At 42.0% G+C, this 26347-nt stretch carries 3 protein-coding genes; all 3 read left to right on the top strand.

The annotated features are described in order from the left end of the window. Positions 1-241: 241 nt before the first annotated feature. The 3 genes from RM549_RS14665 (at position 242) to RM549_RS14655 (ending at position 26297) form a co-directional block, all read left to right on the top strand. Positions 242-9238, top strand: coding sequence for a DUF8693 domain-containing protein (locus tag RM549_RS14665; RefSeq protein WP_311686140.1), 8997 nt, complete (start codon positions 242-244; stop codon positions 9236-9238). Between the two features lie 242 nt (positions 9239-9480). Further along, positions 9481-18690, top strand: a complete 9210-nt coding sequence (locus RM549_RS14660; RefSeq protein WP_311686138.1) for a DUF8693 domain-containing protein — start codon at positions 9481-9483, stop codon at positions 18688-18690. 218 nt (positions 18691-18908) lie between these two features. Beyond that, positions 18909-26297 (top strand): DUF8693 domain-containing protein, encoded by a 7389-nt coding sequence (locus tag RM549_RS14655; RefSeq protein WP_311686136.1) that lies wholly within the window; start codon positions 18909-18911, stop codon positions 26295-26297. Positions 26298-26347 lie beyond the last annotated feature (50 nt).

The raw sequence follows: 26347 nt of genomic DNA, 5'->3' as shown, positions 1-26347 counted from the left end.
AGAGCCGTGATAAAATGTCACGGCTCTTTTTATTTAGCCTCTATAATAGCATAAAGGTTATTTTAACTTCCTGTTAAAATAATAATAAAAATAAGATTTTTCTTACGCGAAATTTAAGTAATAAATCCTTTGTCGATTATTTATAACTTTACAACAAATAACCTTTGTATTTTGTCTTAAAATCAGGTATTTAATCGGTTATATTCATAGATTTAACGCTGTAATTAACATTTACATGCGTATGGGCAAAATTACCCCTATAGTTAAAGCTGTAGGAATATCAATTCTTCTTGCAGTTTTTGCTGTTTTTGTTTTACCCGCCTCCAATTCCACTCCCCGTGAAGTTTCTTTTAATGACCTCAACCGGACAAGAACTATTTTATCGCAAAGTAAATCCTCCAGTCCTGCAATTAATATTACCGAAATAAAGAATCCCACCTGTAGTGATGCTTCGGATGGGAATATAAACATTGAACTTTCTAATGGGGTTGAACCCTATTCCTACTCTTGGACCGGATCGGGTAGCTTTTCCCGTACAACACAGGATATTAATAGTCTTTCCCCCGGAAGCTATTCTGTGACGGTAACAGATGAAGATAATGTTTCTACCACTAAAAGTTTCACCTTAGAAGTTGAAGACGACATTGCCCCAACAGTCCTCACTAAAAATTTTACTGTTCAACTCGATGCAAACGGGCAGGCGACAATTGCTGATTCAGATGTTGACAATGGTTCTGACGATAATTGCCAAATTCAAAGCCTCTCCTTAAATAAGGAAAATTTTGATTGTGGCGATATTGGCCAAAATACGGTTACCCTTACCGCAGTTGATATAAATGGAAATTCAGCTTCGGAAACTACCACGGTTACTGTTGAAGACAATGTTAAGCCTGAAGTAATTACTAAAAATATCACCGTTCAGCTTGATGGAAACGGGCAGGCGACAATTGCTCCTTCAGATATTGATAATGGATCTGCCGATAATTGCCAAATTCAGGACCTCTCTGTAAATATCAAAAATTTCGACTGTAGCGATATCGGTTCAAATACCGTTACCCTAACTGTTGTTGATGCTGAAAATAATTCCGCGAGCAAGACCGCAATTGTGACTGTTGAAGACAAAATTGCTCCCACAGTTCTAACCAAAAATATTACCGTTCAGCTTGACGCGAATGGGCAGGCGATAATTGCTCCTTCAGATATTGATAATGGATCTGCCGATAATTGCCAAATTCAGGACCTCTCTGTAAATATCAAAAATTTCGACTGTAGCGATATCGGTTCAAATACCGTTACCCTAACTGTTGTTGATGCTGAAAATAATCCCGCGAGCAAGACCGCAACTGTAACTGTTGAAGATAACATAGATCCTTTAACACCAGTTCTTCAGGATATTACCTGGAGTTGTTCAGAAGATGTTGAAATTCCCACAACCACCGACAATTGTTCGGGAGTGATTACGGCAACTACCGATGCTCCGCTTCAGTATAATACTTTCGGAACTTATATTATTCCGTGGAAATTTACAGATGAATCGGACAATTATATTACCGTTGAACAGAAAATCATAATTCCGGAGCCTACTGTAAGTCCGGTTGATGATATTGTGATTTGCAACGGAGAAACAATCCCGGCTATCACTTTTGGCGGAAGCACCGTAAACGGAACAACCTACGAATGGTCCAGCAATAATGTGAACATCGGTACCCCGGCCGGCGGCAGTGATCAAATAACCTCATTTGAAGCAAGAAATACCACGAATGAAGTAATTACTGCTACGATTACTGTAACTCCGGTTGCCAATAATTGCGAAGGGGAAAGTAAAAGTTTCACAATTACAGTTAATCCCACTGCAACCATTACAAAACCTGCAGATATCGTAGTTTGCGACGGTGCTGTTGTTGAGGAAATGGATTTCTCGGCAGTATCGGTTGCTAACACCACAATTAGCTGGACCAACGATAATCCTGCTATAGGATTTGCCGCTTCCGGCAGCGGCAATATTGCTTCTTTTACAGCAAACAACTCTACCAGCTCCAGTATTTTCGCTACTATTACTTTGACTCCTACAGCTAATGGATGTGAAGGAATTGAAGAAACTTTCACTATTGAAGTAAAACCAGATCCCACCCTTACTGCTCCTGAAAACCAGGTATACTGCAACGGAATCCTTACTACTGCCATTCCTCTTACCGGCTCTCCTAATGGAGTAAAGTATAACATTACCGGCGGCTCTACAATCGGACTTTCTAATAAAACCGGAGTACTGGAAATACCTGCTTTTACTCCCGTAAACAACATCAACAGCCCAATAATTGCAGAAATAACGGTCACACCTACAGCCAATGATTGTACAGGAGATCCTGTAACTTATCAGATCACAGTTAATCCTACTCCTAATATAAATATTACACCCTCCAGCCAGTCTCTTTGCTCCGGCGAAAGCACTAATATTTCCCTTACAGGTGCTGTAACCGGTACCAGTTATTCCTGGACTGTCGACAATCCCGGTAGCATACAAGGTGCGACTGCAGGCACTCTAAGCCTGGCTGAAGTTCAAAACGGAAACAACAAAATTATTCAGGAGTTAATAAATAATTCTACGGAAGCAAAACAGGTTATTTACAAGATCACTCCTGAAGCCAATGGCTGTACAGGAACTCCTGTTTCCTTAGTGGTTACGGTAAACCCGAATCCTACCTTTAGTTTTTCAACTGAAAATGTTCTCTGTTCACCAACAGATCTCACCGGCCTGCAGTTAACAACCAATTCCAGTAGCGGACTCACTTTTACCTACTTCCAGAACGGTACCGCAGTACAAAACCCAACAAATGTTTCCGCAGGAACCTACACCATTCGCGGAACAAACACTTCTGGTTGCTTTATGGAAACCGGAGTTACTGTTGAAGACTCTCCGGCAGTAAATCTACCTTCAGGAGCAGTCGCCACTTGTTCACAACAACCATTCAATTTCCAGTTTGACGCAACTACTACTGAAAGTATAAAATGGACAAGGCTTGCTCATCCGTCTATTTCCGATAATTCTACCAGTTCCGGCGAGGATGCTATAAATGAAGTATTAAACAACTCCTCCGGTTCTCCTGTTGAAATTACTTATGAAATTACCTTAACTTCTATCAGTGGGTGTATTACGAAAGAAGTATTGAAAGTTAATATATATCCTGCACCAAGATTAACCAACCTTCCCCCGGAAAATGAACTTCCTTTTATAATTTGTGGAGGAGATAACTTCAATTTTAGTCCACAAAGCACCGCACCGGGTGCAAGTTTCCGTTGGGAACGTCCATTTGTTCAGGGTTTAGATAATCCTGCTAAAAGTAGCACTGGAGCGATCAATGAAAGATTAATTAATACTACATCAGAAGCTATTACTGTTTTCTATAAAATTTACGTAGATGCTTCAACTTGTTCAAACCCTACACCTTATGATATACCAGTGCTGGTACAACCTGCACCAATAGTAGAAACAACACTAGCTCTGGAGGGGACTACAGATAAAACTGAACAAATCGAAATATGTCCCGGAGGGAGTTTTGTGGATTTATACTCTACTTCCAATGTTCCTGAAGGTCTTCTAGATGGTGAAACCCAGCAAGCACCACAAACTGGTATTATTAAAGCCTGGGATTTTTCAAATACAAGTGATCGCGATCAATGGAGCACCCCTACAAGTTCTGTAAACAGTGTGGGAACCCAATGGGGAGTGCTTAGCAATGGTGATCCTGGATACAGGGCTGATTATCCTAATGGAGATGGACCAGACCCAAATAACAGATATTACGGATTGCACTATTTCAATTATCCCTCTGGCAATAACCCATTCTTCGGAATTGCGACACCAAGCTCATATAAGCCTTACCAAAATACCTCCTTAATAAGCCCCAGTTTTAGTACGGTGGGCTATTCAGATGCCACATTGTCTTTTCAGCACGCTTACAGAAACGGAGATAATCCCGATGGAGAGAAAGCAGAACTTCAGGTTTCTTTTGATGGAGGAAACACATGGACTACAAGAGTGTCGTATCAAGGGATTTTAGGATCTAAAAGTGAATTCGTCGAAGGGAGGACACCTAACGGGCAACAAATAACGATTGAAGGTAATCAGCCCAATGTAAGACTTCGTTTTGCATTTAGTAATAACTATTCCGGCGAAAATTTCTGGATAATAAGTAACGTAAAAATAGAAGGTGAAGGTAGTTCCGGTCCAAAAGTCACCTGGACTTCCTCAACAGATCCGGAGTGGTCTTCCAATGAAGCAAATCCTAAATCTGTTGGACCAGTAAATGAAGAAACGACTTTTACCGCCACCTATTCTTATGAGGGTATTGAATGTGATGGTACCAGCTCTGTAACTGTTAAGATGAAAGATGTGCCCCAGCCGAGAATAATCGCAGACTTTTGTGGATCTACCCAGGCTAATACTATTACTCTCTCTGCAGACAGCGCCTATGACAGGTATGAATGGACAACGCTAGGAGAATATTATGGCAACACCAGAAGTATCCAGGTCAATTCCGCACAGGAATATACTTTAAGAGTATGGTCTAATGGTTGTACTAACACCACTTCTTTAAGCCTTTCCGGGAATTTAGTACCGAATGGCGATTTTGAACAGGGCAATACAGGATTTAATACAGTTTATGGATATCGAACAGACATTGCTAACTTTCAGGAAGAGTTTTACGTAGAAGGGATATACGCAATTGACGATAATGCAAATAAATACCACTGGGCTTTTACAACGGAAGGGGATCACACCACAGGTACAGGTGATTTTATGATAGTAAACGGAGATGTAAATCAGGGAAAAGTGGTTTGGGAAACCCAATTCTTTGAAGTCAATATGAACAGGGATTATTATTTTAGTGCCTGGACCATGAATATTGATACAGATTATGTCACTGAAGAACGGAATTTTGCCCGGCTAAGAATCCTGGTATTTGCCAGAGATGCAAACGGTATTGAAGTTCAGGTTGCGGAATCTACATTAGCCGATTTATGGAATGCTCAGGAGAACAGAGGAGTACCTCCGGGAGAATGGGTTCAGTTCTATAGCCCTACCTTTTGGAGTTCCGGTTCTTACACTGAAGCCCGTTTACAGATCATTAATGACAACACATACAATCAGGGGAATGATTTTGGACTAGATGACATTTCGTTTGCTGAACTCAATGCGGTAGAACTGGAATTTAATCCCACAAACACTGGTCCTGTATGTGAAGGAGGCAATCTACAATTGTTCGCAAACTTAGAAGGTGGCCGCGACCCAATTACTTATACCTGGACCGGCCCAAACGGTTTCACTTCAAATGAAGCCAATCCTGTTATAGAAGTGACTTCTATGGATAATGAAGGAGACTACAGGCTTACCATAAATGATTTTTACGGCTGCTCCGACACCGAAAAAATTACAACCGTAGATATTATTCCTGAAACTTTAGTGAACGCTGGTGAAGATCAGGTAATTTGTGCAGAGGCTTCAGAAATAAGCCTGATTGGAACGGTTTCCGGATCTACAACCACCGGATTCTGGCAAACAGAAGCCGGGGACAATTCCCGCTTTGCCTCACCTACTTCCCTTAATACAATTTATACACCTTCTCAAGCAGAAATCACAGCAGGGTCTGTAAATTTAATTCTGACTTCGAACACTCCAACTGCGCCATGCGAGCCGGTTCAGGACAGTATTACAATTACCATTAATCCAACTCCAGTTATATATAGTATAGAAATTAACTCTCCTTTATGTTACGCGGGCAACGATGGCTCTGCTAAAGTTTTTGTTAGCAGCGGAACGCCTCCTTACACATTTGAATGGAGCAACGGACAAACAGGCGAAGTTGCCACAGGTTTAACAACTCTGGATGAAGCCGATGCATTAACTGTAACTGTTACAGATGTAAACGGGTGCAGCCTAACTTCAGAAAATATTTTAATTGAAGAACCCAGTCTTCTGGAAATTACATCGACTTCTTTTACAGAACCGCAATGCTACGGCGGTGAAGACGCTACCGCCACCATAGAAGTAACAGGTGGTTTCCTCACCGGTGCTATTGCAAACTATAAATACCAACTACTTAATAATCTTGGAGACGTAGTATTTTCCCAGGATAATATTGAGACGCCCGCTATGACAATTCCCAATTTATCCGCCGGGAATTATACTTTCAGGGTCAACTCCCAATCCAGTTGCTCTGCTTTAACTCAAAATTTAACGATTACTCAACCTCCGGAAATAATAGTGGAAGCGGGTGAACCTATTGTGCCGGAAGAATGTGGAATCACCTCAATAAAGCTTGACGCTACTCCGGTAGATCCGGCTTTGGGCACAGGGATGTGGAGTATCATTTCAGGTGAAGGCGGTTCTATTCAGGATCCTTCCCTGCCAGATAGTTATTTTACAGGCCGGCCGAATTCTAACTACGAACTTCAGTGGACAGTGACACCAGTAACCGCCTGTCCGCAGCTTCAGGATAACATTATTATTGCGCTTCCGCAGTCCTGCAGCAAACTGGATTTTGACGGACAGGATGATTACGTGGACTTCGGAAATAATTATAATTTGATCAATTCTTCCGGCACTTTTACGCTGGAAGCCTGGGTGAAACCTCATGCTGTTGATGGTATAAGAACAATTATTGCAAAACGAAATATTAATGATCTTTCCTCCGGCGGGTATGATCTTGTAATCAGTAATGGCTATCCTGCCGTGAGGTTCAACAACATTTCTGTAATGGCTGCAGAAAAAGTAGCCGCAGAGAGATGGTACCATCTTGCTGCCATTCACACCGGATCTGAAATTCAACTTTATGTAGACGGAATTAAAATAAAAACTCAAACCACCACCGCCAGTCCTGATATAATTACTGCACCTATGCTAATAGGAGCTATGTACGATCCATCTTCACCTGTTCTTCCGAAGAGTTATTTTAAAGGTTGGATTGAAGAAGTAAGAATTTGGGATACCGCTTTAAATATAGAGCAGCTGAGATTTATGATGAACCAGAGAATCAAAAGCAACGGATCCCTGGTTAAAGGTGAAATTATTCCCCTGGATGTTCCGGATATCACGTGGGACAAACTTTTGGGCTATTACAGGATGATCTCAGCTGAAGTGCAAAACGGAGTAACAACCAATCTTACTTCAAACGGAATTGATGGCTACTTAAAAAATATCCTAACCAATCAGCAAAATTCGGCACCTCTCCCTTATGAATCTGCTGCTAACGGCAGTTGGAGAACCAAAACTACCTGGAAGGAGCCGGAGGTATGGGATGTACCAAATGCAAAAGGCATAAACGAAGACGAAATCTCATGGAACATCGTTAAAGCAGATCACAACATAAACTCCAATAATTCAGAGATTGCCGTTCTTGGTCTCCTCATTTCAGAAATCGGAGTTGTAGATATGCTGGGAAGCAACAATTCTAAAGGTAACAGCCTTACCGTTACTCATTATCTGGACCTTGACGGCGTAATAGACCTCAACGGAGAATCACAACTTCTCCAGACAGAAGGTAGCATTCTTGCAGATACTATTAGCGGTTATCTGGAACGTGAGCAACAGGGAACCGCCAGCAGTTATAATTACAATTACTGGAGTTCTCCGGTAGTTCCTCAGGGAGCATCAAACGACAGGGTCTATACCGTTGCTGAAGTAATGATGGATGGCTCTGCCACCAATAACTTCGGAAAAACAATGTCTTTCGGAAATTCCCACACGTATGCCGATGGGGATTTTAGCACACCAAGAAAAGTCAGTAATTACTGGATCAATACATTTCGCGCCCGTACAGCAGATGCTTATAGTGCCTGGGAGCAAATTGGCAGTAATGCGCAATTAAAAGTTGGAGAAGGTTATACTATGAAAGGCACTTCCGGTAAAGAAGAAGTTGCAGTCACAGATGAGCAGAATTATGTTTTTAAAGGAAAGCCGAACAACGGGGATATCACGCTGGAAATTGGTGCAAATCAAAATTACCTTGTAGGAAACCCATATCCTTCAGGTTTGAGCGTGAATCAATTCTTTTTGGACAACCTGAATATTCAGGGAGGAAGGAGTCCTAAAAACACGTTTAACGGAGCCTTATATTTCTGGGATCATTTCTCCGGAAGAACCCATGTTTTATCTGAATATGTTGGAGGTTATGCCGTGCTTAATTTAGTAGGTTCAGTCGCAGCAATTGCTACAGATGAGCGTATAAATGCCTCAGGCGCCGGAAGTTTAAAGCGGCCCGGGAACGTTATTCCGGTGGGACAGGGCTTTTTCATTAATACACAAATGAATACAAATTCAGGAGGGACTTTGGACGGAACTGGCGGTCAAATAAAGTTTACAAACAGCCAAAGGAGATCCAGGAAAGAAGGATCAAACTCGCAGTTCCTTAAACCGGAAATCCGGGAAAAATCTGCAAAAGCTGAAGAAGAAATATCCAGAATCAGATTGAATTTTCAATCCCCTTTAGGATATCACCGGCAAATTCTTCTTGGAGTAGACCAGCATGGAACCAATGGTTTCGACATTGGGTATGATGCACTCCTCAACGATTACAACCCCGAAGATATGTTTTGGCTTATCGACGACTGGGAATATGTAATCCAGGGTGTTGGCCATATTAACCCCGAACAGGTGCTGCCGATAGGATTACGGATTGAAAAGCAGGAAGAGTTCAAAATTTTTATTGAAGAACTGGAAAATATTTCTGAAACCGTAGAAATTTATATCAGGGATAAATCTACTGAAAATTATCACGATCTCCGGAATTCTGAATTCATTTTGGAAATTGAACCGGGGGATTATTATGATCGTTTTGAAGTAGTATTTCAGAAACCGGAAACTGCTGAAGAAGAAAATCCTGAAGAACTTCCGGAGGAGGATGAGAATCCTGAAGAGGAGGTTCCTGGCGAAGATGAAAATCCTGATACGGACAACCCGGAAGAAAATCCGGAAGACGAAAATGAGGGAAATTCAGCAGCCATTTCCGTGGACTATCTAATAGACAGAAAGCAACTGGTAATCTATAATCCGGGAGCTAAAAAAATTGATGAAGTGCGAATCTTCACCCTTAACGGACAACAACTAGAAACTTTTACCGAAGCCACAACAGAAGAGGAAATATATCTTACCCTGATGCGACCGGTGAGTACCTCGGTTTATATAGTAAAGATCCATTCCGGCGAAAAAGTCTATAACAAAAAGATTATTGTAGAAAAATAGCAGATTACGAAACTTATAAAGGCCGTTAATTACGATTTTGGAAGCACCTCTAAAATGGCAATTATCGGCCTTTAATATTTATGTAGTGCAAAGAATTTCGATTTTAGCTATATGTAGGTTAAAACTTACATTTATTTCATAAAACCTATAATATCGGATATAAAAAGTATTTTTAACCTTAGATTTACACCTTTTGTCGTATTTTGTATAAATTTGCCGCTCAAGTGTTTAGCAAATTGTGTATGGGCAAAATTACTCCTGTGGTAAAAGCTGTAGGAATATTTATTTTTCTTGCTGTTTTTGCAGTTTTCCTTTTACCGGCATCCAATTCCACTCCGCGTAAAGTTTCTGATTATAATTTAAATCAGACAGGAACATTCTTGCCTGAAAACAAGATTGCCGATCCCGTAATTACCACTTCAAATTTGCAAAATCCATCCTGCAGCGATGCTTCCGATGGAAGCATAAGCATTAGCATTGCAAATGGCGTTGAACCATACTCTTATTCCTGGACCGGGCCGGGAAGTTTTTCCCGCATAACACAAAATATCGATGATCTTTCCCCCGGAAGCTATTCTGTAACGGTAACCGATGCTGAAAATGCTTCTTCTACCAAAAATTTTACCTTAGAAGTTGAAGACAACATCGCACCCACTGTTCTGACTCAGAATATTACTGTGGAACTCGATCAAAACGGTAACGCAACAATTTCAGCTGAAGATATCGACAATAATTCTACCGATAATTGCCAAATTCAGAGTCGGTCTTTACCTATTACAAGTTTTGACTGTAGTGATGTTGGCAGCAATTCCGTAGAACTAACCGTGACAGACGTTAATGGGAATTCAGCGAAAAAAACTGCAACGGTTACTGTTGAAGACAACATCGCTCCCACTGTTCTAACTCAAAATATTATTGTTGAACTTGATCAAAACGGCAACGCAACAATTTCAGCTGAAGATATCGACAATAATTCTACCGATAATTGCCAAATTCAGAGCCGCTCTTTAAATATTACAAATTTCGACTGTAATGATGTTGGAAGTAATTCCGTAGAACTAACCGTGACAGATGTTAACGGAAATTCAGCTAAAAAAACTGCTACGGTTACGGTTGAAGACAATATCGCTCCCACTATTCTGACTCAGAATATCACTGTAGAACTCGATCAAAACGGCAACGCAGCAATTTCAGCCGAAGATATTGACAATAATTCTGCCGATAATTGCCAAATTCAGAGCCGCTCTTTAAATATTACAAATTTCGACTGTAGTGATGTTGGCAGCAATTCCGTAGAACTAACCGTGACAGATGTTAATGGAAATTCAGCGAAAAAATCTGCTACGGTTACGGTTGAAGACAATATCGCTCCCACTATTCTGACTCAGAATATCACTGTTGAACTCGATCAAAACGGCAACGCAACAATTTCAGCCGAAGATATTGACAATAATTCTACCGATAATTGCCAAATTCAGAGCCGCTCTTTAAGTATTACAGATTTCGACTGTAATGATGTTGGAAGTAATTCCGTAGAACTAACCGTAACAGATGTTAATGGGAATTCAGCTAAAAAAACTGCAACGGTTACTGTTGAAGACAATATTGATCCAGAAATACCAGAATTGCCGGACCTTACCTGGAGCTGTTCAGAAGAAATTGTGGATTTTCCTACCACCACCGATAATTGCGACGCTGAAATTACCGGAACTACAACAGATCCTTTGCAGTTTGATACCTACGGCGAATATAATATAACCTGGACGTTCACAGATGCTTCGGAAAATAAAGTCACCGCAGTTCAAAAAATCCTCATTCCCGAACCTACTGTAAATCCGGTAGACGATATTGTGGTTTGTAATGGTGAAACCATTTCAGCTATAGGTTTTAACGGGAGTACGGTGGACGGAACCACTTACCAATGGACGAGCAACAACAGCAGTATTGGCACTTCAGCCAGCGGAAGCAATCAGATTCCCGCTTTTGAAGGGATAAATAATACCAGCGAAATTGCTACTGCGACTATTAATGTTACTCCGGTGGCAAATAATTGCGAAGGCGAAAGTACCAGCTTCACAATCACTGTTAATCCCACGCCTACTATTGCAACCCCTGCAGATATTGTGGTTTGCGACGGCGAGCAAATTAGCGGAGTTACTTTCTCCGTAATCGCGGTGACCGGCACCACGATTAGCTGGAGTAATGACAATACAAATATTGGTCTTGGGACATCGGGCAACGGAAACATTCCTGCTTTTACAGCGACAAACACTACTGACGAAAGTATTTTTTCGACCATTAGCGTCACGCCCAGAGCAAACGGTTGCGACGGAATTGTAGAAACATTTACAATTGAAGTAAAACCCAATCCCACCGTGATTGCTCCCGAACCACAGATCTATTGCACCGGAACTACCGCCGATGCCATTTCCCTCACCGGCTCTCCTGAAGGTGTTACCTATGCAATCACCGGCGGCGCGCAAATCGGACTATCAAACAGAAGTGCAGCTTTAGAAATTCCTTCTTTTACCCCTGTAAATAATACAAACAGCCCTGTAACTGCAGAAATTACGATCACGCCAAAAGCCAACGGCTGTACCGGAGATTCTGTAAGTTATTCGATTACCGTTAACCCTACCCCGAATGTGAGCATCTCCCCTTCTACCCAGGCAATTTGTTCTGAAGGAACAACTAACATTTCTTTATCCGGAAATGTTTCAGGAACGGATTATAACTGGACAGTCTCCGAAATTTCCCCGGCAGGAAGCGTTACAGGAGCTGAAGACGGGAGTGGCGACAGCATCTCACAGACGTTAATAAACAATACCACAAGTCCGGCAACAGTAAAATACAGAGTAGTTCCTACCGCCAACGATTGCTCCGGAACGCCAATTACCGTAACAGTAACAGTAAACCCAAAGCCAATACTGGAAATCACAAATCCGGAGGCCGTATGTTCCCCTGCTGAAGTGGATTTAACAGCTCCGGAAGTTACTGCAGGTTCTACCTCAGGATTAAATTTCTCCTATTGGACAAATGAAACTGCAACCACCTCTTTAAGCAATCCTGAAACAGCGGGGCCGGGAACTTACTACATAAAAGCTACTACAGGCAGCGGATGTTCTGTAATCGAGCCGGTAACAGTTACTGAAAATCCTACACCAACTCTAACCAGCCCCACACAGGTTCCTGGTTTCTGTTCAGAAACTGCCTTTATTTATGAATTCACAAGTGATGTTCCCGGAACGGAATTTTACTGGAGCAGGGACGAAATAAATGGAATTTCCACCCCTGCAAATAATTCGAATGGAAATATAGGTGAGGTACTCGTAAACACAACCACAAATCCTATTGAGGTGGTTTACGAAGTCACCTTGGTGAGTCCGGAAGGTTGTGTAAGCACTACAGAAATCACTACCACAGTAACCCCAACTCCGCTTCTTACCAGTAGTCTTTCTCCACCTTCGGTTTGTAGTGGTATTGAATTTCAGTACACCCCCACAAGTGAAACCGGCGGAACTGTTTTTAGCTGGTCCCGTGAAGAAGTTTCAGGAATTAGTAATTCCGCTGCCACAGGAACAGGAGCTATAAACGAAGTTCTGGAGAATACCACCAACCAGACTTTGGGTGTAACCTATAAATATACCCTTAGTTCCAATAACTGTGAAAATCCTAAAGTCTTTAATGTGACTGTTCCGGTAACTCCTTCCCCCGACACTGAAGTTTTTGTTTCTAAGGATGGAGGTAACCAGTTTCCTGATCAAATAGAAATTTGCCCGGGTGAGAATGTGGATTTGTTTTCCTCCACTTCCTTTCCCACTACTTCCTCGTTGCCTTTAGAACTTCTAAACGGAAATTTTAACAATGGCCGCCAGGGCTGGACTACCCAACCTGGTAGTGAAAGCAGGAGATGGAATTTAGCACCTAATGGTACGACCGCTTATAGGTACGAATGTCAACCCTGGGAAGTATGGTGGTATAACTGCAACGATCAAAACATAAACTTCCACTCTAATGACAACAGCCAGTTTTTTCTGGTTAATAGTAATGCAAACTCCGGAGATTTCAATGATGTTCAATTGATAAGTCCCGGTTTTAGTACAGAAGGTTACAGCTCACTGGAATTAACATTCTGGCACCACTACAGGGACGGATCAAACAGCCGATACAGCTACAGGGACGTTGGATATCTAGAATATTCTATTAATAATGGTCGTTGGAGGGAATTGGACAATTACACTTCAAATGAAGGAACTGCAGGTAATTTTGCCCAAAGAACTTATTCTGTAAATCAATTAACAGGTTACAGCAACGTTAGAATCAGATTCCGATATGATAATGCCGACAGCGACTGGTACTGGGCCATAGACAATGTAAGTATTACCGGGGATGGAAGTGTTGCCCCTACTGTTGCATGGACTGCAGACACGAGCGACTGGACCTCTACTGACCAAAATCCGGAGAACCTCACTCCTTCCGAAACTACAGTATATACTGCCACTTATACAGATCCCGGGACAGGTTGCCCTGGCAGTGCTTCAGTCAAAGTAATTGTAAGAGATCAACTGCAGCCACGTATAGAAGCGAATTATTGTGCGTTTGATGGCATAGAAGGTAAAGAAAATACCATTCTTCTTTCTGTGGAAGGAGTTGACAATGTCGTGGATTATGATTGGTCCGGACAGGGGATTCAGTTTAATGATAATGATGCAGATAATGATCCTTCAACTGTTGAAATAAATTTGGCCACGACTTATACCGTTATGGTGACAGACAGCTTTGGTTGTTCTGCCTCGGCTTCGATAACCCCTTCGGAAAATTTGATTGAAAATGGTGATTTCGAGCAGGGAAGGACAAATGATTACAACACGATCTATAGTTATGTAAACGACCAGCCGAACACCAGAGGCGAAATGTATCCTGAAGGTACCTATGCTATCGGGCCTGATGCCCATAATTATCACAACGATTTTTACGGGTTGGGCCATGGCGGCAGCGGTAATTTTATGATTGTTAACGGGGACAGATCTATAGGAAATGTTGTTTGGCAGTCTAATGAGATTCAAATCACTCCAGATACCGAATATTATTTTAGTGCCTGGACCACTAATGTGAATCCTGCCAGTCCGGCGAGGTTAAGACTGCAGGTGCTAATTCCCGGAAGTTCCAATCCTGCTGAAGAAAGCACCCTGGGAGATTTAACTAATGTACCTGTGGGAACCTGGATCAATTTCTATAATCCGGAACTATGGAATTCAGGTTCAAATACCGATGTTATTTTGAGGATTATTAATGAAAATCCCACTGCGGGAGGTAACGATTTTGGAATTGACGATATCTCATTTTCAGCATTTAAATCCATTGACTTTGAATTCTCTCCGGAAAATAACGGCCCTTTATGTGAAGGTGACGAATTACAGTTATTTGCCAACCTCGAAGGCGGACGGGAACCCATAACCTATAACTGGACCGGTCCCAACAATTTCTCTTCGGAAGAAGAAAATCCGGTAATTCCTGATGTCACCCCTGAAAATGCCGGAATTTACGAACTAACGGTGACAGATTTTTACGGCTGTGCTCCGCGAACTTTGAGCACAGAAGTTCTAATCTCCCCGCAAACAATTGTAAATGCAGGTGAGGATAAAATAGTTTGTGCAGAAAGTCCGGAAATACAGCTAAACGGATTAATTGAAGGTTCTGTAAGTACAGGTACATGGACCGGTGGAAATGGTAGTTTTCATCCTGATGCCACCGCTTTAGATGCTATTTACACCCCTTCTACTGAAGAAATTGCAAACGGAAATCTGTCTCTGATTTTGACTTCAGACGATCCGGAGATTTGTGCACCTACTCAGGATACCATTGCTATTACGATAAACCCAACACCGGTTATTGAGGAGATTATAGTAACAAATCCTTTGTGTTTCGAAGGATCTGATGCCTCTGTTAAAGTAAGTATCAGTAACGGGACTGCACCGTATACGATCGAATGGAGTGATGGACAAACAGGAGAAATAGCTTCAAGATTAACAGCACTGCAGGAAGAAGATAACTTTTTTGTGACTGTGACAGATGCCAACGGCTGCTCTGTAACTTCAGAAAATATTATTATAGCAGAACCTGGCCCGCTGGAAATTGTATCCTTTTCGGCCACAGACGTCACCTGCTATGGCGGGAACGACGCCACTGCTTCAATCGAAATTCAAGGTGGTATTCTTGAAGGAACAACACCTAATTACAGCTATCAGTTGCTAAACAGCGAGGGAGATGTGGTTTCTTCCGAAGAAACTTCAGAAAACACGCTCACGGTAACAGAACTTTTCGCCGGAAGCTATACGTTCCTGGTAAATTCCAATGCGAGTTGTGCTGCGCTTACTCAAAACATAACAATCATTCAACCTCCGGAAATTATTGTAGATGCAGGAGAAGTAAATATGCCAGAACAATGCGGAATTACCAATATAGCGCTAAATGCTGCACCTGTAGATGCTGAACTTGGTTCAGGAATGTGGAGTATTGTCTCGGGCGAAGGTGGAAGTTTTGAAGATGCTTCCCTTCCCAATACGGTTTTTAGCGGAGAATCAAATACTTCTTACGAACTGCAATGGACGGTTACGCCCGCCACCGGTTGTGAGGATCTTGAGCAAACGATAATTGTACAATTCCCGGAGACCTGTAGTCAACTCGATTTTGATGGAGTAGACGATTATGTAGATTTTAGGAACAGCAATAATTTTAATCAGTCGGCTTTTACCCTGGAGGCCTGGGTTAAACCTTCTTCTTTAAACAGAACCCGCACAATAATTTCGAAACGCGATCCGGAAAATTTAAATATCGGTTACGATTTAATCCTTAAAAACGGCTCTCCTTCCTTTGGCGTTGGTAATAAAAGTGCGGTGTCTGCTTTCAGACTGAACACCAACAGGTGGTTTCATATTGCCGGTGTTTATACTCCCGGTTCAGAATTAAAATTATATGTAGATGGCGTGCAAATACAAACCAACAATAACGCAATCCCTTCTGAAAGTGGTGACCTGCAAACTTCCTTTTTAATTGGAGCGGCACCTGCTTCCAGCACTGGTACGGCTACTACAGATCATTTCCACGGCTGGATTGAAGAAGTACGGGTCTGGAACAAAGTAATTTCTGAAGAGCAAATCCGGTTTATGATGAATCAGCGTCTGGAGAAAGTCGGCAACGACGGCCTTCAGGGTTCAGTTTTAAAAGATAAAGTAGCCATTCCCGGAAATCTTAACTGGAGTGATCTTTCAGGATATTATCAATTACTGGCAGACCCCGACCTTTTTATAAACGGAAGAACAGAAGACCTCTCGAATAATTCCATTCACGGAGATCTGAAAAACATTCAAAGCCTCCAGCAAAACACAGCGCCATTACCATATATATCGAACAAAAACGGAGAATGGTTTAACAACACAACCTGGTTACATTCTGACGTTTGGGAACCGCCAAACAGCACCGGAATTGATCCGACGAGCAAAATCGACTGGAATATTGTACAACTTAAGCACAATTTGGAAAATCCGTCCACCACAAACAATGCGAATAGCATCACCGTCCTTGCTCTTCTTTCTGATAGCGGAACCTTAGATATGCAGGGCGATCATGGTGCAGGAAATAATGGAAACGGAATCGGCACCGGAAATGCCCTCACCGTTACACATTATTTAAAACTTGATGGGAATATCCACCTTAACGGGGAATCCCAACTTATCCAAACCGAAGGTAGTATGCTGGACGCCTCAAGCAGTGGATATATTCAAAAAGACCAGCAAGGAACGAAGAACAGCTATAATTATAATTACTGGAGTTCTCCTGTAAGTACAACCGGAGCTTCCAACAACTCCGGGTTTACCATTGCTTCTGTGCTTAGAGATGGGAGCGATGCAGGCAATCCCAAAGAAATTACCTTTGGAAGTAGCCATACTTTTGCTGAGGGAAATTATTCCGGAAATCTGAGAATTAGCTCTTATTGGTTAAATATATTTCATGGTACAGCCGATGTTTATGGCGCGTGGAATTCGATAAATGCTGATACACCTCTTGAGGCGGCGACCGGTTATACAATGAAGGGACCTTCAGGATCGGCCAGTATTTCTGAACTTCAGAATTATGTTTTCCAGGGAAAACCCAATAATGGAACTATAAGAACAACAATTTCAGACTATGAAAACCGGCTGGTAGGAAATCCTTATCCCTCTGCCATAAGCGCAAGGGAGTTAATTCTGGATAACCTTCGGGATGTAAATGGCGGCCGGAACAATAGAAATGTATTTAACGGAACGCTATACTTCTGGGATCATTTTGGGGAGGAAAACACTCACGTACTGGCAGAATATGTTGGTGGATATGCTGCATATAATCTTACCGGCGGAGTTCCCGGAGTCTCCAATGACCGGCGGATAAATAATAGTGGTAACCGTGGTGGTTCAAAAAGACCAAAAACTGCAATTCCTGCCGGCCAGGGCTTCTTCTTAAATACTATTCTGGATCAAACTGTAGCGCAGGATATCACGGTGCATGGCGGGGATGTTTTGTTTAAGAATAGTCAGCGTTTGTACGGAAGAAAACATCCTTCTAACGGCAATTCCCAGTTTTTAAGACCATTATATCCACAGAAGGAATTAAAATCCAGTGATCCTGAAGATGACAGGCCAAAAATCAGATTAAACTTTCAATCTCCAAAAGGCTACTATCGTCAGATTTTGGTAGCTGCAGATCCATTGGCTACAAACGGATTCGATCTTGGCTACGACGCACCAATGATGGATTATAATGCCGAAGATATGTTCTGGATGATCCATGGTGGAGAATTTGTAATACAGGCTGTGGCAGATTTTGGTCTTGAACAGATTCTTCCGTTAGGCCTTGTAACTGCTGAAGAAGGTGAATTTAAAATTGAAATTGCAGAACTTGAAAATATTCCTGAAGAAATGGAAATTTACCTCTTAAATACTGAAGATAGCACCTATCACGATATAAGGGAAAGTGAATACAAAGCCAGTATAGAAGCAGGATATTATCCTGAAAAATATCAACTTGTATTTCAGAAAAAAGAACAGGTTGAAGAAGAAATTCCCGAAGAGGATGAAAATCCCGGGGAGGAACTTCCTGAAGAAGGTAATGATAATCCCAGCGATGAAGATCCCGAGGAACATCCAAAAGATGACAATAATAAAGATCTGCCTGGAATTTCAGTAGAATATATCCTGGACAGCAAGCAACTGGTAATTTACAATCCGCGGGCAGAAGAAATCCAGGAAGTAAGGATATTTACACTTAACGGCAGGCAAATTGAAACTTTTACTGAAGCTTCAAGAGAAAGAGAAATCTATCTATCCATCATAAGGCCTGTAAGTACCGCGGTTTATATTGTAAAAATCCATACCAGCGACAAGGTTTACAACAAAAAAATCATTGTAAAAAATTAGACATCCGTCGGAATGGAGGTCGAAAGTTGCCATTTTGGAGGCACCTCTAAAATGGCAATTTTCAGTATAATATATTGCACTGCATCAGGTAAGTTTTTTCTTTAGGAATGAGCTAAAATTTTCAATATCAGCCTATAAAAAGCGCTTTTAATCGTAAATATTAACATTTAATCGGTTTTATGCGTACCTTTGCCGATCGGCATCTAATCAATTTGCGCATGGGTAAAATTACTTCGAGGCTTAATGCCTTTATTTTACTGGTCTTTCTATTTCTTTCTGCAGGAATGTTTTCTTCTGCAGAGGGGGAAACTTATGTCGCAATATCAATAAATACCACTTTACAAGATGTTAGTTGCGTTGGCGGTTCTGATGGCACCATTGACATTACAGTTTCCGGAGGGTCTGGTGGATTTAATTTCAGTTGGACTGGCCCTAATGGATATACGAGTAACAGTGAAGATATTTCAGGATTAAGTGCGGGAACATATAATTTAACCGTAACCGATAATACCAATCCTACACCACAGGAAAGCAGCACTTCTGTAGCTATTTCTGAAAGCGACAACACAAATCCCACTATTACTGCTCCTGAAGATGTTAGTACAAGTACAGATACAGGTGATTGTATTGCGACCGGTGTAAACCTTGGCACCCCTACCACAGCCGACAATTGTGAAGTTGTAGATCTTCAGAACGACGCCCCTTCCTATTTTGAAGTTGGAACCACAATAATTACATGGACAGTAGAAGATTCTGCCGGTAATACGGCCAAAGCCACTCAAAAAGTGACAGTATCAGATACTGAAAAACCTACAATATCAGCAAAACCAGATATTATCGTTACTAACATAAGCGGGACCTGTGAAGCAAATGTTTCGATTGTTTCGGCTTCAGCAACAGATAATTGTGCTGTTCTGGACCCTACAGGAACAAGATCTGACGGAAGAAGCCTTACAGAAAGTTACCCGGTTGGAACAACAATTATCACCTGGGCAGTAACCGATGATTATAATAATACTGCAGATCCTGTAGAGCAGATCGTTACTGTTATTGACAATGAAGCACCGCAACTTCCCGAAGTAGCCAATGTGCATTGGGGTTGCGAATACACTCTTACCGTACCCGTAGCAACCGATAATTGCTCCGGAGAAATTACCGGAACAACTACCAGCCAAACTACCTTTTCTACAGCCGGCACTTATACCGTCGAATGGCAATTTGAAGATGAAGACGGTAATACCTCAAATCTTAATCAGCAGGTTGTTATCGATCCTTTAGAAGTAGAAATTAGCAGCATTGAAGTGGACTGTTACGGATCAAGCTCGGGTTCTGCGGAAGCTGAAGCCTCGGGAGGCACAGCACCTTATTCCTACACCTGGACCAGCCTTGGATCGGGAGCATCAAAGTCGGGGTTGGCGGCCGGCACTTACACCGTAAGCGTGGAAGATGCAAACGGTTGTGTCACCACAGAATCAGTAACGATTTCTCAACCCGACGACCTCGTTATGCAAGCTGCGGCCGTTAATCCTGTAAGCTGTAATGGCGGTAACGACGGAAATATTACGGCAGGAAATGTTTCAGGAGGAAATTCTGGTTACCAATATTCGATTGACGGAACTAACTTTGGAACTTCAAATACCTTCAGCAACCTTTCCGCAGGAACTTATACTATAACCGTAAGAGATTCAAAAGGATGCGAGGATCAAAAAACGGCAATTATCGAACAGCCTGATGTGCTCACAATGACTGCCCCCGAAATTACTCCCGTAAGTTGCAACGGAGGGAATGACGGAAGCATTTCTGCAGGCAATGTTTCAGGAGGAAATTCCGGTTACCAATATTCGATTGACGGAACTAATTTTGGAACCTCAAATACTTTTAGCAACCTTTCCGCAGGAACATATACGATTACCGTAAGAGATGCCAAAGGATGCGAGGTGCAAAAAACGGCAATTATCGATCAACCGGACGTGCTCACCATGGCTGATCCCGAAATTGTGCCGGTAAGCTGTAACGGCGAAGCGGATGGAAGTATAACTGCAGGTGCTGTTTCAGGTGGAAATTCAGGTTATCAATACGCTATTGACGGAACTGATTTTGGAACTGCAAATACGTTTAGCAACCTTTCCGCAGGAACTTATACAGTTACTGTGAGAGATGCCAAAGGGTGCGAGGTGCAAAAAACGGCAATTATCATCCAGCCGGATGTGCTTACAATGGCTGATCCCAATATTAACCACGTGAGTTGTAATGGAGGGGACGACGGAAGTATTTCTGCAGGAAATGTTTCAGGAGGAAATTCAGGTTATACCTATTCCCTCGACGGAATTAATTTTGGAACTGCAAATACGTTCAGCAATCTTTCCGCAGGAACATATACAGTTACTGTAAGAGATGCTAAAGGATGTGAAGCAATAGCAAGTGCAACTATTACTGAGCCGGAACCATTACTAATGAATCCGCCCCAAGTACAGCCCGTTACCTGCTCCGGCGCCTCTGATGGTATCGTTACCGCCGGAGAAGTTTCAGGTGGAACCGGAACTTATCAGTACATGATAACCGGTACCAGTTATCAGGATATAAATTCTTTTTCTAATCTTGAACCTGGCTCCTATACGATTTCTGTAAGAGATGAAAACGCTTGTGTAACCGAAGCAGAATTTACAGTTACAGAACCTTCAGAACTTGATATGACTACCCCTACTTCTACTGAAGCTACCTGTTTTGGCGGAAGTGATGGAACTGTAACTGCCGGAACAGTCACGGGAGGTACAGGTCAATATTATTACTCCATAGACAATATTAATTTCAGCACAGACAAAACTTTTAGCGGGCTATCTGCCGGCACGCACACCATTTTTGTAAAAGATGATGAAAACTGCGCGCTCCAAACCATTGTAAATGTTTCTGAACCAGCAGAATTAAATGCCGCTTTATCTAAAACAGACGTAAATTGCTTTAATGGTGCTGACGGTACGATTACTTTTTCAACTCCTACAGGTGGGCACGGAAGTTATGAATACAGTGTAGATGGTGTAACCTGGCAGGCAGCGAATACATTTACAGGTCTGGCAGCAGGCACATATGCAGTTTCCATTAGAGATCAGGATTATCCTTCCTGCCAGGTGATCCTGAACGAAAGCTTTTCAATTCTTCAACCAGAAGCTCCATTAACGGTAGAAACCACTTCCACCCGTACCACGACTTACGGAACTTCCACAGGAACAGTTAGTGCAAGCCCGGCGGGAGGTGCTACAGGATATACTTATGAATGGCGCCGGACTGGTGCAAATGAAGTACTGCAGATCACACAAACTGCCACAAATTTACCCGCAGGAGTTTATGAAGTTACCGTGACAGACAGGAACGGATGTCAGGTAACAGCGGAAGCTACAATTATCGACATTATTCGTGCTCCAATTATACCAACATCGATTTGCGAAACTGATGAAGACCTTATCAGGACTTCTTATTTTGAAGTTGAAGATCGACAAGCCAGAGGAGGCGTGGGTCCTTATACTTACGAATGGAATTTTGGGGCAGATGCCACTCCGCAAACTGCCACGGGACCGGGTTCCCACCGGGTAACTTATCCTGAAAAAGGGAATAAAACAATTACAGTGACTGTTACAGACAGTACCGGAGAGAGTATAACAAACACATACGTACAATACGTAGGAGAATGTTATGTAGACGATTGTGGGTCTAACGACTTTAGCGGTGGCGATTTCTTTGTTGGTGACGAAAATGGAAACAGGATAACTTCCAGCAATTGTGGAAGCACCACCTCAAAATATATCTATGTCGACTTATCATCAGCTCCTACAAGGTACAGCCTATACATAGAATATATCTACACCCTTGAAAAAACAGACGGCACTATTACAACCATCCAGGAAGGAGGTGAATTTTACTGCAAAGAGGCCATCCCCGATGTTGCCAGGACCATTGCAATAAATGACTGGGAATGTGGTGATCTTATTACCATAGACAACGTTTATCTTACCTTTAGTAATAACAAGAAGTGGAAATGCGGACAGGGACCTGATCCAAAATGTTTTTCTACCAATGACGGTGAAATGGTTAGCACTCCGCTATACGCCACAGCAACACCAAATGAAATTCCTTGTTTTGAAGGCATGCAGGGAATTATAAAAGTAAGGGCTTCAGGTGGAACCCCGGCCTATGATTACAGTCTGGAGGGAGAAAACGGACCTTTCCAATCTTCCAGAGAATTTACAGGACTGGCCGCAGGAACATATTCTGTATGGGTTAGGGACAGTAAAGGGGAAATATTCAAAACCACTCCAATTACCATTACCCAGCCGGACACGCCTCTAACTGCGGAAGTAACGACCAATGAACCTGTTTGTTTTGGGGAAAGTGCAATTGCCTATGTTCATCCAGAGGGAGGCACACCTTTTACAGATGCTGAAGGAAATCTTTACTATGAATTTCTTTGGAATGATAGTGAACAACAAACAGATTCTTCAGCTACCAATCTCGCCCCTGGAGAATATACTGTTACTGTTATTGATGCCAATGGTTGCCAGGTTCTTGAAAATGTAACTATTTCTCAACCTTCCGAATTATCAGAACCAATGGCAGGGGAAGATCAGGTGATGGGCTGCGGATTCGACACTACCACACTTGAAGCAAATACTCCGGAAGTTGGAGTTGGAACCTGGAGTATAGCATCTGGTGATGCGGGCGTGATCGAAGATCCTTCAAATCCTGCCTCAGGTTTTTCAGGTACTGCCGGAACATATATCCTTAGATGGACAATTACCCACGAAGATGGTTCCTGCGCAAGATATGATGAAGTTGAAATTAAACTTGAAAATGACTGCAGTACATTGGATTTTGATGGAGTTGATGATTATATTGATTTTGGTAAAAATTACAGTTTAAGCTCGGGCGCATTCACTATTGAAGCATGGATATTGCCAAAATCTATTCAGGGCACGCGAACTATAATGTCCAAAAGGAACGCCAACAATTTGCCTTCAGGAGGGTTTGATTTAATTATAAACAACGGCGCACCCACCTTTAGATGGGCAGGGAATGCTGTTTCCACTTCGCACAAAATTAATACAGACCGCTGGTACCATTTAGCAGTTATTTATCAAAATTCAAAAGTCACTCTTTATGTTGATGGGATTCCGGTAGGAAATCGTACAGCCACAAATCCTATAGACCTGGATGTTCCTTTCCTCATTGGGGCGATGCACAATCCTGATGATCCTGATATTCCGAAGAATTATTACAAAGGTTCTATAGAAGAAGTACGCCTATGGAAAAGCGCCCTTACAGAAGAACAGCTAAGGTTTATGATGAATCAGCGGCTGGAATTAAACGGAACAAACACCAGAGGACAGGTTCTGCCAATTGATGTTCCGGGAGAACTTGCCTGGAGCGAACTTTCAGGCTACTATCATTTAGTGGTGGAGGAAATCGAAAATGGTTTTACAACAGACCGGGCAACGAACCGCGTAGATGGGCGACTAAGAAACATTACCACCGAACAGGAGAATTCTGCACCGCTTCCATATTATTCAGTACAAGACGGTGCCTGGAGATCTGATATAACTTGGGCACGACCAGATGTTTGGGATCCGCCTAACAGTAAAGGAATAAACGGAAACTTTATTAACTGGAACATTGCAGAAATTTCACACCAAATAAATTCCGATTTACAGGATATACATTTGCTTGGATTAATTTCTAAAGAAGGAACACCACAACGGGAAAACAGTACGCTGGACATGCAGGGTTCTGTAAACAATACTACAGGAAACGGATTAACAATTAGTCACTATCTGGAACTAAACGGGATAATAGACCTTAACGGGGAATCTCAACTTATCCAGAGTGAAGGCAGTATTCTTGCACCAACGAGCAGCGGTTATATTGAACGGGAGCAACAAGGGACTGCCAGCAGTTACAACTATAACTACTGGAGTTCTCCTGTTGTACCACAGGGTGACGCAAATAATTCGGGTTATACCGTTGCCGAAATCATGCTGGATGGTTCTCCAACCGGATCTTTTGGACAAACAATAAATTTTGGCAATCCACATACTCATGCCGATGGAGCTTACGCCAGTCCGCGTAAAGTCAGTAATTACTGGATCAATGCTTTCCGTGCCCGTACAGCAGATGCCTATAGTGCGTGGGAGCAAATAGGTAGTAATGCATTTCTGAAAGTTGGTGAGGGTTATACCATGAAGGGAACTTCAGGTGAAGCCAATCTTACCACTTTACAGAATTATGTATTTAAAGGCAAACCCAATAATGGCACAATTTCCCTGTCTATAGGAAGTAATCAAAATTATCTGATAGGAAACCCCTACCCTTCTGCTTTGAGCGTGAGTGAATTCTTTCTAGACAACCTGAAAGATATCAATGGTGGGAGAAATGATAAAAACGCCTTTAACGGCGCCTTATATTTCTGGGATCATTTCTCCGGAAAAACCCATGTTTTATCTGAATATGTAGGAGGTTATGCCGTACTTAACCTGGTGGGTGCCGTGGCAGCAATAGCTACAGATGAGCGTATTGATGCCACAGGAGACAGAAGTACCCGAAGACCGGGAGATTTTATTCCTGTAGGGCAGGGCTTTTTTATTAATACCGAAATAAATTCCTCCGTAGGTGGTGAACTTTCGGGAAGTGGTGGGGTTGTAAGATTCAAAAATAATCAAAGACGATTTAGAAAAGAAGGTTCCAATTCACAGTTCCTTAAGCCGGAAATAAGAGAGAAATCAGCAGAAACTGAAGAAAATAAGTCCCGAATCAGATTAAATTTCCAATCTCCCTTGGGATACCATAGGCAAATACTTCTTGGAGTCGACAAAAATACCTCTAACGGATTTGATTTAGGTTACGATGCACTGCTTAACGATTATAATCTTGAAGACATGTTCTGGCTTATTGATGGCTGGGAATATGTAATCCAGGGAGTAGGCCATGTTAATCCCGAGCAGGTACTGCCAATAGGGTTGCGGATCGAAAAGCAGGGAGAATTCAAAATCTTAATTGATGAACTGGAGAATATTTCTGAAAGTGTGGAAATTTACATCAGGGATAAATCTACAGAAACTTATCACGATCTTAGAAATTCTGAATTTGTTTTACAAATTGAACCGGGGGATTATTACGAACGTTTTGAAGTAGTGTTTCAAAAACCTGAAATTCCAGAAGAAGAAAATCCTGAAGAAGAGCTTCCTGAGGAAGGACAAAATCCAGGTGAATCTCCCGAAGAGCCAATTCCCGGTAATGGTGAGACTCCTGAAGAAGCAGAAAATCCAGACTCTGAAAATCCAAAAGAAAATCCGGAGGATGAAAATGGTGAAAATTCATCTACAATTTCTGTAGAGTATCTAATGGACGAGAAGCAACTGGTAATTCATAATCCCGGTGCCCAACAAATCCTTGAGGTACGGATTTTCACCCTCAATGGACAACAACTTGAGACTTTTACTGAAGCTACCACAGAAAAAGAGGTCTATCTCACTTTAATGCGGCCTGTTAGCACTTCTGTTTATGTGGTGAAGGTCCATACTGCTGAAAATATATACAACAAAAAAATCATTGTAGATAAATAAGTTGTTCCCGAGATAAAAAAGATCGAAAATTGTCTTTTTGGAGGTGCCTC

The organism is Autumnicola patrickiae, from assembly GCF_031846525.1.
GTDB lineage: Bacteria > Bacteroidota > Bacteroidia > Flavobacteriales > Flavobacteriaceae > Autumnicola > Autumnicola patrickiae.
This window is presented reverse-complemented; position numbering and strand designations above follow the sequence as displayed.

What these genes read in the sequence shown, in the direction of transcription:
- RM549_RS14655 (WP_311686136.1), top strand. Translation starts at nt 18,909, where the DNA reads ATGGGTAAAATTACTTCGAGGCTTAATGCCTTTATTTTACTGGTCTTT.
- RM549_RS14660 (WP_311686138.1), top strand. Translation starts at nt 9,481, where the DNA reads ATGGGCAAAATTACTCCTGTGGTAAAAGCTGTAGGAATATTTATTTTT.
- RM549_RS14665 (WP_311686140.1), top strand. Translation starts at nt 242, where the DNA reads ATGGGCAAAATTACCCCTATAGTTAAAGCTGTAGGAATATCAATTCTT.